Raw genomic sequence first — 15,722 nt, 5'->3', positions numbered from 1 at the left:
CTGCTTAAAAATAATATAAAAAAGTTTGGTTTTTAGGATGTTTACTCGCGCGCCATTATCATTGTTATTTATTCCACTTCTGTGTTTACCTTTTTGTCATGCTTATGCTAAAACTCAATCCAATTGTTTACCGTTAAATAAAACACCAGAAAATATTGTTATCTGCACACAACTTGCCGATAAAGGCAATGCATCAGCGCAAGATAAGTTGGGAGAAATTTATTATCAAGATGCGCTATGGCATAAAGGTTATCACACTAAAGCCAGATTATTGTTCGAAAAAGCAGCCGAACAAGGTTTGGCAAGTGCACAATACCATTTAGGTGCCATGTACCGTGATGAGTTTAATAACTTTCCGATTGCCTTAAGTTGGTTTGAAAAAGCCGCTGCACAAGGTAATTTAGATGCACAAAATAGTATTGGTTATATTTATGAAAATGGCTCAGGTGGTAAACCGCCTCGCAATTACTATTTTGATGAAAATGGTAAAAATACCGACCCTGACCTACCTTATATTGAAGCAAAATTTGCCCCTTACGAATTTCAGTTACCGTCTGACCCTTATTCACGCGCTGTTTATCCCATGAGTGAATATGGACAAGGGGTTGAGCCTGATTTGACCAAAGCCATTGAATGGTATCAAAAAGCAGCCGATAAAGGACATGCTCTTGCGCAAACTAATCTAGCTTATTTTTATCTTTTTGGCATCGGTGTTACAAAAGACGAAAAACAGGCGTTTGAGCTTTATCAAAAGGCGGCAAAACAAAACTGCGCACCGGCATTAAAATCATTGGCTTTTATGTATATGCAAGGATTAGGGACGAATCCAGATGTACCCAAAGCTTTTGCTAGTTTAGAACAAGCTTATCGTATTTTACCTGACGATAATTTATGGGAAATAATAACTATTAAAATGTATAATCATCATTCTTTAAAAACTACACTCGAAGATAATCCAAGACCTCATAGGGAACAATTTGAAATAGAGAACTCAAGTGATGAGGACTATATAACTGAAAAATTCCAATTCTTTAATAATATTTATAAATTAAATTTTCACAATGATACTGGACCCATTGATATCTGGCCAAGACCGACTTGGTCAATTGTTTTAGGCGAAACCATTGGTGAAATTACTCCGTTAAAAGAACGTTTTTTAATTAAACAATCGATACAAGGTTATTATAAAATGATGACTTTTCTTAGTCATTTCTATAAAGGTGAAATACAGGATATAGAAAAAGCCCAACTATGGCGAAAATATGCTATTAAAATGGGTGAATTATCCTTTGATGAATATTGGACAGATTATCCACCGCTGGAAGATAAATAAAAAGGCACATGGTGCCTTTATTTTTATATTAACCATTTCAGTAAATTATTTTGACTAATTAATATGATATCTTCATAATCCTGTTTAATATTTTCTATGGCTTTTTTATCCACTTTTGACAGGTTAATGCCTGTTTCTTGTTGGATCCTATCAACCAACTGTTCAATTTATTAAAATGGCTTTCTTTATTTATAACTTATTTTAAAATTTAACCGTTATTATCTACCAGATATAAAACTACTGTTCCCTGTTTGGATTAAGTTGGTATTAAATGATTATTGGCGTTTAACAGAATGTGATTAATCTAATATTTATTTTAAATAATTGTTTATTTGAAATTTAAATTCACAATATGTTTAATTATTATTCTTTTAATGCTAAACTGCTTAAAAATAATATAAAAAGTTTGGTTTTTAGGATGTTTACTCGCGCGCCATTATCATTGTTATTTATTCCACTTCTGTGCCTACCTTTTTGTCATGCTTATGCTAAAACTCAATCCAATTGTTTACGGTTAAATAAAACACCAGAAAATATTGCTATCTGCACACAACTTGCCGATAAAGGCAATGCATCAGCGCAAGATAAATTGGGGGAAATTTATTATCAAGATGCGCTATGGCATAAAGGTTATCACACTAAGGCCAGATTATTGTTCGAAAAAGCAGCCGAACAAGGTTTGGCAAGTGCACAATACCATTTAGGTGCCATGTACCGTGATGAGTTTAATAACTTTCCGATTGCCTTAAGTTGGTTTGAAAAAGCCGCTGCACAAGGTAATTTAGATGCACAAAATAGTATTGGTTATATTTATGAAAATGGCTCAGGTGGTAAACCACCTCGCAATTACTATTTTGATGAAAATGGTAAAAATACCGACCCTGACCTACCTTATATTGAAGCACAATTTGCCCCTTACGAATTTCAGTTACCGTCTGACCCTTATTCACGCGCTGTTTATCCCATGAGTGAATATGGACAAGGGGTTGAGCCTGATTTGACCAAAGCCATTGAATGGTATCAAAAAGCAGCCGATAAAGGACATGCTCTTGCGCAAACTAATCTAGCTTATTTTTATCTTTTTGGCATCGGTGTTACAAAAGACGAAAAACAGGCGTTTGAGCTTTATCAAAAGGCGGCGAAACAAAACTGCGTACCGGCATTAAAATCATTGGCTTTTATGTATATGCAAGGATTAGGAACAAATCAAGATGTACCCAAAGCTTTTGCCAGTTTAGAGCAAGCTTATCGTATTTTACCTGATGATATTTTGTGGGATGTCATCAGGCGTATTGAAACAGATAAACAATATAAAAAATATTCTTTAAAAATGACAATCGAAGATAATACAACACCTCATAGGGAACAATTTGAAATAGAGAACTCAAGTGATGAAGACTATATAACTGAAGAATTTCAATTCTTTAATAATATTTATCGACTAAATTTTCACAAAGGTTCTGGTCCCATTAAAACTTGGCCGAGACCGACTTGGTCAATTGTTTTAGGTGAAACCATTGGCGAAATTACTCCGTTAAAAGAACGTTTTTTAATTAAACAATCGATACAAGGTTATTATAAAATGATGACTTTTCTTAGTCATTTCTATAAAGGTGAAATACAGGATATAGAAAAAGCCCAACTATGGCGAAAATATGCTATTAAGATGGGTGAATTATCCTTTGATGAATATTGGACAGATTATCCACCGCTGGAAGATAAATAAAAAGGCACATGGTGCCTTTATTTTTAAATTAACCATTTCAGTAAATTATTTTGACTAATTAATATGATATCTTCATAATCCTGTTTAATATTTTCTATGGCTTTTTTATCCACTTTTGACAGGTTAATGCCTGTTTCTTGTTGGATCCTATCAACTAGCTGTTCAATTTGTTCAAATGCTGCTCGTTGTTCGAAAGTCATTCTAAATTTTAAGTCACCTTTGCGTATTCCTAAAGAAGAATAGGTGATCCATACTTGAATTTCATCATCCGCAAAATAGTCGTAGAGCAATTCCAATACAAAAGCCACTAACCCCAAAATCCCAGCAAAACGAAACAAAATTGCCCGCATAGCAAATAAATTAAATGCTTTTTGCACACCTTTACTGCCAAAACGTCTAGCCATTTTATCCGCTATTAAAGGAAGTTTACTTTCTAATAAAGTTTGTACCCATGCATATTTATAACTCATACCCAACAGTGAAAAAGCAGTACCTGATCCCAAATAGAGTAAACCTGCTACTCCTGCAAAAAATAACGAAGCGTTATTACCTAATTCATATTCTTGACAAATGTTTCTAAACATTCTACCCGAAGAAATAAAACTTACTATTCCAGTAAATACTCCAAATGACAATTTAGAATAAACAAAAACTGACGAACGTTTACCCAATGCTTGACAGGCTGATGCAGTAAAATCAGCGCCTGCTGCTATTAATGAACCGGTTGCAGTGGCTTGCTCAGTTAAAATGTCAACATCGTTAGCAAAAATATTTGGCTTTTTGTCCATCACATATTGCCAGTTATAAACTTCAAAAGCACCGACTAAAAAAGCGAGGCGTGCATTGCTGGCATAAAGTTGCTTTTGAGTAAATTCTTTACGCGGTGTATGCGGAAAGATCTTCATGGTGATATTTAAAGTCTTTTTAAAGACATGCTCAATTTCAATCAATTGTTTATAAAATCGTTTATCAATATTTTCAATAACTTGATTTAAACTATCACGTATGTCCTTTATTAATTTTTTAACTTCGGCCGAATAGGCAGTGGATATTAATTTAAATCCACCACCAATATCTACTCCAGTAAAACAGGCACTTTTAAAGGTAGTTAATGCCTCAATCAGTTCATATTTTAAATGGGCGTATAGCGTGCTGGTTTTCCACACAACGCCTGCTAAGGATAAGATCGCTGCCTCAGCAATCACAGCGCCCATACTAAACAGACCATTACCAATGGCTTTACATTTCTTAATTAAATTATCATACATCCATAAATAAAAACTTTGGGTCATGCCAGCAGAATTGTAATCAGAAAAAAAACGTGTTACAAAAAAATTTTTACCATATCTGGTATCAAGCGTAATATAGTTTAAGTTGGCTTTTTGCTGAATTTTTTTGAGTTCATAGATATATTCGTAAATTAATGAACTCTTACGCACTTGCAAGGTAAAAGAGGCCAAACCTTTAATTGTTAACATTTCTATTGCTTTTTGCTTATATTCCTTTTCTTTTTCTTGATCAACCATATTACGAATATTTTTAATCACATCCATAATATTATCATGATCACCAAAATAAGCTTGAAAGGCAAGAAGGGCGAAATGGGTTTTACGGAGTTTAATATAGACGTCTGATTTAAAATCAATATCTTTCAAAATTTCGGGGTCGGACATTTTTTGGTTAAATTGCCGTCCAGTTTCACAATTTTCCAAACCATGTGTTGTGCGAGCATATATTGCTTGAAAATAAAATCCATTGATATTAAAACTATTAAAATGCTCTAACTCATCTTCAGTGATTTCGTCTTGCTTCAGTGCTTCTTCGATATCTTTATCAATTTGAGCCTTATATTTTTTCCATAATTCATCTTTACCATCAATTTCAATTTTATTTTCATAAGATAAATCATTGATTGTTATTAAATAATGACTCTGTTCAAGCCACCTTATTAACTGCTTAGCTCGCTCATTAGCAATTCGATCCACTTCACTATTAAGTTCATTCAAAATAACATCAAAATCTTTACTATCCAAGCGTTGAGTGTACTTTTCAAGAGCTTTATCTACTTGTTGATCAAACTCTTTTTTTAATTCTTCTTGATTAGTTTCATAATCCTTTACTAACTCTTGATAAACGTCATGCAAAATAAGTGTTGTTTGTTTAGTTTCTTCAGGGCTTGCATCAACAACAAAAGAAGAATATTTAATAAGTTTTCCGTAAATGGAATCTTGATAATAATCTCTTTTTTCATGATCATTTAAACGATAATGATTGGTTATATAATAATCATCGGCTTTATAGCGATTAAACTTAAGATAATTCATAAATTTTTGATAGTAACGGTGTCCGAATGGTTTACCATAAAAGTAATCTTTCACTAGGATAATGTAGGAATGAACCATTTCGTAAAATTGACGTTTTATTGGTGATTTAAGTTGTGCTAATTGTTCTTTGGAATTGATATTTCGGGGGGTAATTGAAGCATAATATGCTCCTAACGGTTGCATTTTATTAAAGCGTTGATTATAAATTGTTTTTTGATAATCGTGATCGTCAATATTTATCTTTTTATCTATTAATTGGTAATATTCATCCTTATAGGCAGCAAAATCATAATCTTTTTGGGCAACTTTAGACGCAACATAAGAGCGTATTTTAACCATACATTTTTTTACATCTAACTCCATTTCAGCTTCCTGCTGAAATTGACCAAAATGTCCATAAATATCGTTATAATATTCATTTAAATCCTGAGCAACACCTAGGGCATCTTCAATCGCTAGGATCATTGGAGCTCCGTCTTGAGCACTATAGGATTTCATATTTTTTAGTAAAGTATGCAAATTATTCTGATATTCTTCTAAAAATATTTTTCGAGTATCGGTGCCTGGTGCAACCATAATGGGTGTTCTTTTGAAAGGAAGCCAATATTGGTGTGTACTGTTAAGTTTTAAATTATCTTTCCTAAAAATGTATTTTAATGAATGTTTTGTTGTATACCCCATTATTTGACTGTTATTACTATAAGGATATGGATCATAATGAGGATGAGGATATGAACTGTTAGTATTTATTTTAGTGATCTCTTTATAGAATATCGCTTTATCTTTACGCTGTTGTTCTGTTTCATATATTTCAGGATATATACCATTGCCACGTTGGTTATCTGGTAGCAGTTTCTGCTCTATAAATTCAAAATCGTAATCTAAAATTTGCTTAAGTGATTGCTCGGTTGCAATTGTAGCACTAGAATGCTGTTGTTGACTAAGCCATTGTTTGATATTTATTTCTTGCATTCTAGGTAACGGCTCTTTGGTACATTCAAGCAACAATTCTTCAGTCCATGCAAGCTCACTATAAGCGATGTAAACCTTTTCATGATACTTGGCATCAGGAATGGTGATAAAAGAAACAATATTCGGATATTTTTCTAGGGTTGGGCATCGATAATCCATAGATTGGTTATAACTATTTTGAGCCTGATGAAGATTAGATAGCTTTTTTAACCTACCTTGATCATCAACTTTGTAAATAGTCCAACTTTGATCTAGATCGTCTATAGTAGCTGATTGTTTATCCACATAAAGAAATAAAGGTGAATAAACATAAATGAATCCTTCTTTTATACGACGTATATGATATTGATAGTCATCGTTTAAAGGGATATCAGTTACCCCTTCTAAATTTGCCCATGACGGCTTGGGGCGGTTAATGTAAGTTGGAACAGCTGTATAACGTACAGGGTAAATGGCTAGTCCATCAGATTGACACCCGCAGTTCGATTTCTCTTGTTCAGTAATCATTTCCATAATTCCTTTTTTATATTTTATTATCGTCAATTAATCCTTATTCTTGATTTAGTTACAACCAAGTTTATTTTGAAGACTAAAAATAAATGATTTTTATTTGTTTAGCAATTTTTTTAGTTAGTTAACTCGCTATAAAAAATTTAATATAAAAATAACTAAAAGCTATCTTACTTTCTGGTACAATAGTTAAAATTTATAATAATTAAGTAATGTCGTAACACTATAAATTACAAGGTTTTTTTAATGATCATATCAGATGCTAATAGCGCGGTGTCCTCCGTCGCTTATCGTGCAAACGAAGTCATTGCTATTTATCCAATTACTCCTAGCTCTTCAATGGCTGAACAAGCTAGCACATGGGCAGAATTTGATAAGCCAAACGTCTTTGGTGATATTCCAAGAGTAGTTGAAATGCAATCCGAAGCAGGAGCCATTTCTACTGTTCATGGTGCATTAATGACGGGCGCATTAGCGACATCATTTACATCATCACAAGGATTATTGTTGATGATCCCTTCGCTATATAAAATTGCAGGGGAACTTACACCATTTGTTTTGCATGTCGCTGCGCGTACTGTTGCTACGCATGCCTTGTCAATTTTTGGTGATCATTCTGATGTTATGTCTGTTAGACAGACCGGTTTTGCTATGCTTTGTTCTAGTTCGGTACAAGAAACACAAGATTTGGCATTAATTTCTCAAATTGCCAGTTTTAACAGCCGAATTCCATTCGTCCATTTTTTTGACGGTTTCAGAACATCACATGAAGTTAATAAGATTTATCCGCTATCAGATGAAGATATTCATAATCTTTTACCACATGAAGCAATTAAAGCTTATCGTTCACGAGCATTAACCCCTGATAAACCGGTGATCCGTGGTACATCTGCCAATCCTGATACCTATTTTCAATGTCGAGAAGCTATAAATAGTTATTATGATAATGCCTATCAGCACGTTGTTGATGCTATGACCGCTTTTGAAAAACAAACTGGAAGAAAATATCAACCTTTTGAGTATTACGGTGCCAGTGATGCTGAACGAATTATTGTAATTATGGGTTCTGGTGCCAGCACCAGTAAAGAAGTGGTTGATTATCTGCTTAAAGAAAATCAAAAAGTTGGTGTGGTAATTGTTCGATTATTTCGTCCATTTTCAGCTCAACACTTACTTTCCGTGATTCCAGATAGTGTTAAGAAAATTGCCGTATTAGATAGAACAAAGGAACCAGGAGCACAAGCAGAGCCTTTATATTTGGACATTATGACAGCTTTTGCTGAGAGCTTGTCTCGTGGTGAACGTAATTCTATGCCACAGATTATTGGCGGACGTTATGGATTATCCTCTAAAGAGTTTGATCCCCGCTCAGTACTTGGCATTTTCAACGAGCTTGGTTTAGAAAGACCAAGACCACGCTTTACGGTGGGTATTTATGATGATATTACTGGGCTATCATTACCACTACCAGATAAATCAATTCCGCAAAAATCAGCACTAGAAGCCCTGTTTTATGGGTTGGGAAGTGATGGCACCGTTTCGGCAACTAAAAATAATATTAAAATAATTGGAGACAGTTCGCCGTTTTATGTGCAAGGTTATTTTGTTTATGATTCCAAAAAAGCAGGTGGATTAACTACCTCTCACCTACGTGTAAGCTTAGATCCAATTGATTCGCCTTACTTGATTACCAGTGCACATTTTATTGGTTGTCATCAAGACCAATTTATAGATAAATATCAGATTGTCGATAAACTCAAAGATGACGGTATTTTTTTACTTAATACCCCATATAGCAAAGATGAAATTTGGCATCGGTTACCTAAAGAAGTGCAGGTACAATTAATTCAGAAAAGAGCCCATTTCTATATTATCAATGCAGCTAAAATTGCGCGTGAATGTAATTTAGGAGCCAGAATTAACACAGTCATGCAAGCTGCTTTTTTTCATCTATCGGATATATTCAAAAATGATTTTAGCATCACACAGTTAAAAGAAGTCATTGCCAAAAGTTACAGTAGTAAAGGTCAAGAGTTGGTTGAAAATAACTGGAAAGCGTTAGATTTAGCCATCACTTCGCTTGAACAAATTCCACTTAGTTGTGTGGATCAAAGTAGTCCATCAATGCCTCCTATTGTACCAAACAATGCGCCAGATTTTGTAAAAACCGTTACTGCAACTATGTTAGCAGGTTTAGGCGATAGTCTACCGGTTTCGGCATTCCCACCAGATGGCACTTGGCCAACTGGTACCACTAAATGGGAAAAACGTAATATTGCTGAAGAGATCCCGATTTGGAAATCAGAACTGTGTACGCAATGTAACCATTGCGCAGTTGCCTGTCCTCATGCAGCCATTCGAGCCAAAGTGGTCGAACCGGATGCAATGCTTAATGCCCCTGATACACTAGAATCGCTAGAAGTTAAAGCGCGCGATATGAAAGGTCAACGTTATGTATTGCAAGTAGCTCCGGAAGATTGCACTGGTTGTAACTTATGTGTTGAGGTGTGTCCATCTCGTGATCGTAACAACTTTGATATTAAAGCAATCAATATGCAGCCTCGTATTGATAACCTTGACACACAAAGAGTTAATTATGAGTTCTTTTCTCAATTACCAGATCGTGATATCAAATCACTTGAGCGTATAGATATACGAACTTCTCAATTAATTACACCATTGTTTGAATATTCGGGTGCTTGTGCAGGTTGTGGTGAAACACCTTATATTAAATTATTAACACAACTTTATGGCGACCATCTGGCTATTGCTAATGCAACTGGTTGCTCATCTATTTATGGGGGCAATTTACCATCAACACCTTATACTACCGATCGCTCGGGTCGTGGACCTGCTTGGGCTAATTCTTTATTTGAAGACAATGCTGAATTTGCTTTAGGTTATCGTATCACTTATAACCAACATAGAAAACGTGCCTTACGTTTACTTGATCATTTGGCGGGCGAGATTTCGCCAGAAATTGCCATCACTTTGCAATCTTCTGATGCAACCATCGCTGAAAAAAGAACGCAAGTTGACTTATTACGAGAGCAATTAAAACACATTGATTCTGTCGAAGCTAAAGAGTTATTAGAAGACGCCAACTATCTGATTGATAAATCAGTATGGGCAATTGGTGGAGATGGTTGGGCTTATGATATTGGTTTTGGCGGACTTGACCATGTAATGAGTTTAACCGATAACGTCAATATTTTAGTATTAGATACTCAATGTTATTCTAATACGGGTGGTCAACAGTCCAAAGCAACACCTATGGGCGCCGTATCTAAATTTGCGGATTTGGGTAAACATAAAGCCCGTAAAGATTTAGGTGTTAGCATTATGATGTATGGTCATGTTTATGTGGCTCAAGTGGCTTTAGGTTCTCAACTAAACCAGACATTAAAAGCATTACAAGAAGCGGAAGCCTATGATGGGCCATCACTTGTCATTGCTTATAGTCCGTGTGAGGAACATGGTTATGATCTGGCTAAATCCCACGAACAGATGAAAGATTTAGTGAAATCTGGGTTCTGGCCTCTTTATCGATATGATCCTCGCCGTGCGGCTGAAGGAAAACCGGGATTAGTTTTAGATTCAAAATCACCAAATAGTGAAGCTCTATCAAGTATTTTACTTAAAGAACAACGATTCCGACGTTTAGAAACCTTAGAACCGACTGTTGCTAATATACTACATGCACGTTCAACAAAAATGGTCGCATCAAAATATAGGTTCTTACAAATGCTATCAAGCTATTCGGATATTGAAACCCCACCTGATAGTTAAGTACAAATGATGCATTTTCTATAAAGAATGAAACAGACCAGTTATTACTAAAAACAATAACTGGTCTTTTTATACACCTTTTTTGTGCAATAAAGCATCAATATTGTGCATTTTTTAATAAACATCTACTGCCAGCTTTCTTCTTTTATTATTTTATTATTATAAATCAATAAGATTAATTAATTTTGTAACTTGGTATTATTTTTGCATGGATGATTATTGACCACATAAGGATCAACTAAAACATGAGGTGAATCATGGTGTCTAATATAAATATCAATAGAAGAAAATTAATAACATTTTCAAGTGCAGCGATAGCTGGGCTATCAATCAATCAATTTTTATCTAAAGCCTATGCCCAAGAAGTAAAAAATACAATTTCATATACCCTACCGATGCTTGATAAAGTAGTTACACCCGATGTAAACAATCCAGTCAGGCTCAATTTTAATGAAAATGCCCTTGGCATGTCACCTAATGCACAACAAGCAGCAATTAATGCGGTTCCTAAAGCCAATCGTTATGCTAAAGCAGAAATGCCATTATTGAATAAACGGTTAGCTAAACACCATAATGTAGATGAATCTCAAATTTTATTGACAGCAGGTTCTTCAGAGGGAATTCGTAGCGCTATTGCTGCCTATGTTAAACCAGATACCCAATTAGTTATCCCGGAACTTACCTACGGTGACGGCGAACATTTTGGTAAAATTTTCAATTTACGCATCAACAAAGTACTAAGTTTACCAGATTGGCAAATCGATCTCAAAGGTATACAAAAAGCGGTTGAGAACCATAAAGGGTCATCGATTGTTTATTTAGTTAATCCTAACAATCCAACTTCGACTGTTTTTGCAACTAAAGAGATAGAATCATGGATAAAAAGCAAACCTAAAAATACTATTTTTATTATTGATGAAGCCTACGCTGAGTTTGTTAACGATCCAGCATACAAATCAGTCGATTACCTTATTGGACAAGGTTGCGAAAATATAATATTGCTGAAAACTTTTTCAAAAATTCATGCTATGGCAGGTTTACGTGTAGGTTATGCAGTTAGTTCAGCCGAAAATATCAATAACATCGCCCAATATGTAGCAGGCGAAAAGCTTAACTATTGTGGCGTTTGTGCAGCGTTAACCTCTATGGATGATCAAGCATTTTTAACCTATTCTAAAAAAGCCGTTGATGTTTCACGTCAAATCATGGAAAACGTCTTATCAGATTTAGGTTTACACTACTTAAAATCTGAAACCAATTTTATGTTTCATAAAAGTCCGATTGATTTAAAAGCATATCGGGAATTAATGAAAAATAACTTTATTTTGATTGGACGGGATTTTCCTCCTGCTACGGAATGGTGTCGTATTTCACTCGGTACACCAGGCGAAATGCTTTATGTTGCTAACATTATGCGCGAATTAAAAGAGAAAGGAAAAATTTGATTTCATAAGTGTTCTTAAAAAATGTCATTATTGACAAAATTAAACTCTCTAAATTGAACACGATTTAGAGAGCTTTTTAGATATCACTATTTTGAGTCTAATAAATAGACAAGCAGGTTTCTAAATTAACTGCCAGTCACTCGTCGCGTCATCCAGTAACGTTTTTTCCAGTAGTCATCATTCAAATTTGAATAAATTACACCTTTTGATGTTGAAGCGTGTAAAAATTTACCATCTGCATAATAAATGCCGACATGTAAGCCGCTACCGCCTCGGCCTGTTTTGAAAAATACTAAATCACCTGGTTTAGGTTTAGTCACTTTATAACCTAATTGAGCTTGCTCAGCAGTACTTCTTGGTACAGTTTTAGAAAGTTTATTTTTGAAAAAATTAACAACCAAACCAGAACAATCACTACCAGCTAAAGTCATACCACCATAACGATAGGGCGTCTTGTACCATTTTTTATAATGGGAATCAATTTTGGCTAACATCTGAGCATCTTGTTTAGTCACTTTTGCTGATTTAGTACTATAACTCGTATTCACAGTAGCGGTTGTCGTACTGCTACAACCAAATGACATAAACATAGAAAACAGCAATGTTATGAAAAAACGCTTTTTTATACTAAAAAAGTTGTTCGGCAACATTTTCAATTGTCGATTGTCTTTTTTTGTCATTTCTTTTTGTTCCTTTATTTAACGTCGACCAATGCGAATAACGCCTTGCTACTTTCAAACTTTTAGGTAAAACGCCTTTTTTCCATTCTTGAGTCTCTAGCTTAGACAATTTAATGGGACAAGTGTTCGCATGGCTGCGATGATTTAAACTCTCTTTTAGACTAACAAGTCGTAAAGAAAGGTAACAAATAATAACATCATCAACACTTAATTTATTATAACCAGAAAGCTGATATCGCATTCTAGAACCATAATGCTTGGCTGTTTGCACCAAACTACCGACCGCACCGCCAATGAGCGTTGCAGAACCAAGCGTAATGCCTCCGGTAACTAAATCAATACTTGCACCAATTGTAGCACCTGACACAAAACCTTTCGTCAAATGCATGCCCATTGTGGTTAGGGCATCTATATTAAATAGATCTGCATTATAACGACCTTTTAACAAAGGCAAACATTCTTCACTTTCTAAAGCTGAATTAAACTCAAAGAGTTTTAACAGCTCATTTATTGCCAACTGTTCTCGCTTTCTTACTTGATTTTGCATATCAACGATGGCTTGTTTATCATCAGATTTGGCCATTTTGTAAAAAGCTGTTACATCAACTAAAGCTTTAGCAATAATCAAATTAGCCTTTTTATTGCGAGTTTCACGCATTTGCGTAATTTTAGTTAACCATTGATCTAAAATCAATTTTGCTGGCTCAATTAGCAAAGATAAACTTTTATACAATCGTTCTTCACCATCTATGGGCGGCACGATTGCGTCGAACCGTATGATAGCATGAATACCGATACGAGAAAGTAATATTTTCCATTCATTTTCATTTTGTTGCATACTCGCGGTAAAATTTAATACCGCCAATATCGGTTTGGCTCCACTGGCTAATATAGCTAATTCATCATGATACTTATCTAAAATTGGCTCTCGCACATCGATTACATAGATAGCTGCATCACTTTTCAATAATTGTCTGATTACTTTAGCTTCTTGATCAAAAGTATTTTCGGCTTCTGGGCTGTGTAAGAAAAATGTTAATTTATCAATACCATCAAGTTTATTATTAGCAGGTGTTAATTGATCGATGTAATCATACAGTGCCAAACTATCTTCTAAACCTGGTGTATCATAAAAAATAATGGTGTTTTGATTATCGACAGGTAAGGTAATTGATTCGACATGTCTTGTTGTACCTGGTTTATCTGATACATCACCAAAGTTACTATTACGGATTAAAGTGCGTAATAATGATGTTTTTCCTACATTTGCATGCCCAACCACAGCTAATTTCAATGTCGTTAACATGTTAAAATTCCTCGCCTAACCACGTTGGTAAAGCAGATTGTAACGATAACGCTTGCCAATTATTAAATTGTTTGCCTTGATTGATAAACCAAATCCGACTTTGTTGCGATTTACTTGTCAGTTGATTAATTAAATTTAACATACCCCGATCGGGAGCCCTATCCGTATCAATCGCGATTAATAACTTTTTAGCAGGTGTTAATTGTAAATAGTCAAGAATTTTACGGCGCTGTTCACGGGTATTTAAAAAACCTAAAAAGGTTACTGAATTGGGTGGATTCCACTTTTCTTGCACATCAATTGCCACCAAGAAAGTACCTATTCCCTCTTGAGTCAAATGCGAAATTAATTGTTCAAATTTAACGTTATCTTTATTATCTTCATCTTCAACATGAAACAATATAGGTTGTAGATCATTGGCTAATAATTGATAATCGGGATGTTGGGTATTGAATTTAATTCGTCGACAACTTACCAACCAATTAATCCCGCAAATTATCATACATAAAAATCGAATCACTAAACCATAAACGATGAAAACACCGAGCAACCAAATTGCCCAAGCAAAACGTATTTCTCCAGCATTTAGCGCGTGTTCACTTAATCTGATAATATTATCATCAGGAATCATAAACCCTATTTTTGAGGGTAACCAACCTAAATAATGAGTTAAGCTAATAATTGTATCTGAGCTAAGTAATGTTGTTTTCCATTGAAAACTATAATGTTTTGTTGAAAATAAGGCAATAAGCACTATTAAGGCACTACTTAAAATTACTGTCCAAAAAAGATTAAGTACAAATCCAATTAACCAACGAATACGCCCACCAAATAACTCAATAAAAGCTGGAATAAGCTGTTGTACCGTCTTTTTTTGGGAGAACTTTTTTGCTAACCATAACCAGCAATAAACTAAAAAGCTACCACCTAAATTAGTAAACAAAAAAGAAGAGACTAACCAGATAAATAAAGTGACTAAATGAAGACCTAGTAAACTAAAAAGTGCCCAATACAAATTAATTGGATTTTGACTTAATGTACTAAAAGCCAATGATGCACCACAAATAATAGAAAGAAAAATAAATATGAGAAAGGAAAGGTTTATTGCTCTTAATAAATTTTTTTGCGCTGCATACAAACCATTTTGTTTTGATAGCATGACCGCACGCATAACGATACGATTAACCAGTGACGTTTGAGCCACTCTTACTTGTCGATTAATATCTTGATCAGCAAATCGCCCAGATTCTTTTTCAATTAGATGAATAGTCTGAGCAATCCACAACGATTTTAACTCTTCTCGCATTATAGTTAATTTTCACAATTCTATTAATGAAATAAAAAACAATCGCAAGATAAGCCGCATTTATAAATAGCGTGATTTATTGTGTTATTTCACCTATTTTGGTTAATAAAGTTTGGATACGTTGCTGCCAAACTTGTTGATCTTGTTTGAGCTTTTCATTTTCTTCGCGTAACGCTTTCATTTCGTCTGAACTGTCATTGATCAACTGTTCTAATTCTTGATTGCCTTGTTTTAAAGTCGCAATTTCGTTTTGTAATGTTGTAATAGTATTAACAGTATGCTGAATTTTATTTTCTAACTGATTTAAAATTTCTAATGTCATATTTTTCCT

At 34.4% G+C, this 15,722-nt stretch carries 9 protein-coding genes; 4 read left to right on the top strand and 5 right to left on the bottom strand.

The genetic code is table 11. The features are described from left to right. The first annotated feature begins 37 nt into the window (after positions 1–37). Together H3T96_RS09885 and H3T96_RS09880 are read left to right on the top strand one after the other, a co-directional pair. Positions 38–1,333 carry a tetratricopeptide repeat protein gene (locus H3T96_RS09885; RefSeq protein ID WP_144091006.1) on the top strand — a complete coding sequence of 432 codons (1,296 nt, stop codon included), beginning with the start codon at positions 38–40 and terminating at the stop codon, positions 1,331–1,333. Positions 1,334–1,751: 418 nt separating this feature from the next. After that, positions 1,752–3,059, top strand: a complete 1,308-nt coding sequence (locus H3T96_RS09880) for a tetratricopeptide repeat protein (protein WP_186279190.1) — start codon at positions 1,752–1,754, stop codon at positions 3,057–3,059. 23 nt (positions 3,060–3,082) lie between these two features. On the opposite strand, the gene H3T96_RS09875 is transcribed toward H3T96_RS09880, so the two are convergent. After that, a complete protein-coding gene (locus tag H3T96_RS09875) occupies positions 3,083–6,862 on the bottom strand; it encodes a T6SS effector BTH_I2691 family protein (protein ID WP_144091002.1) in 3,780 nt (1,259 codons plus the stop codon). Between the two features lie 249 nt (positions 6,863–7,111). On the opposite strand from H3T96_RS09875, the gene nifJ reads away from it, so the two are divergent. Then, the gene (nifJ, locus tag H3T96_RS09870; RefSeq protein WP_144091000.1) at positions 7,112–10,654 is read left to right on the top strand and encodes a pyruvate:ferredoxin (flavodoxin) oxidoreductase; all 3,543 of its coding nucleotides are present in this window, start codon (positions 7,112–7,114) and stop codon (positions 10,652–10,654) included. 257 nt (positions 10,655–10,911) lie between these two features. Then, positions 10,912–12,099, top strand: a complete 1,188-nt coding sequence (locus tag H3T96_RS09865) for a histidinol-phosphate transaminase (protein ID WP_144090998.1) — start codon at positions 10,912–10,914, stop codon at positions 12,097–12,099. A 125-nt stretch (positions 12,100–12,224) separates the two neighbouring features. Here H3T96_RS09865 and H3T96_RS09860 read toward each other — a convergent pair whose 3' ends face one another. The 4 genes from H3T96_RS09860 to zapB all read right to left on the bottom strand — a co-directional run bounded on the left by H3T96_RS09860 (position 12,225) and on the right by zapB (position 15,713). Further along, positions 12,225–12,779: a C40 family peptidase gene (locus H3T96_RS09860; protein ID WP_086326081.1), complete on the bottom strand. Its 555-nt coding sequence runs from the start codon at positions 12,777–12,779 to the stop codon at positions 12,225–12,227. Continuing rightward, positions 12,727–14,085, bottom strand: a complete 1,359-nt coding sequence (locus H3T96_RS09855; RefSeq protein ID WP_086326080.1) for a DUF3482 domain-containing protein — start codon at positions 14,083–14,085, stop codon at positions 12,727–12,729. Before H3T96_RS09855 ends, H3T96_RS09860 begins: the two co-directional genes overlap by 53 nt. A gap of 1 nt (position 14,086) precedes the next feature. Continuing rightward, the gene (locus H3T96_RS09850; RefSeq protein WP_144090996.1) at positions 14,087–15,391 is read right to left on the bottom strand and encodes a DUF2868 domain-containing protein; all 1,305 of its coding nucleotides are present in this window, start codon (positions 15,389–15,391) and stop codon (positions 14,087–14,089) included. 76 nt (positions 15,392–15,467) lie between these two features. Beyond that, entirely contained in the window at positions 15,468–15,713 is a 246-nt protein-coding gene (gene zapB / locus H3T96_RS09845) for a cell division protein ZapB (protein ID WP_065738884.1), read from the bottom strand. Between the last annotated feature and the right edge of the window lie 9 nt (positions 15,714–15,722).

Source organism: Gilliamella sp. W8136, assembly GCF_016101285.1.
Taxonomy (GTDB): Bacteria; Pseudomonadota; Gammaproteobacteria; order Enterobacterales; family Orbaceae; genus Gilliamella; species Gilliamella apicola_N.
This window is presented reverse-complemented; position numbering and strand designations above follow the sequence as displayed.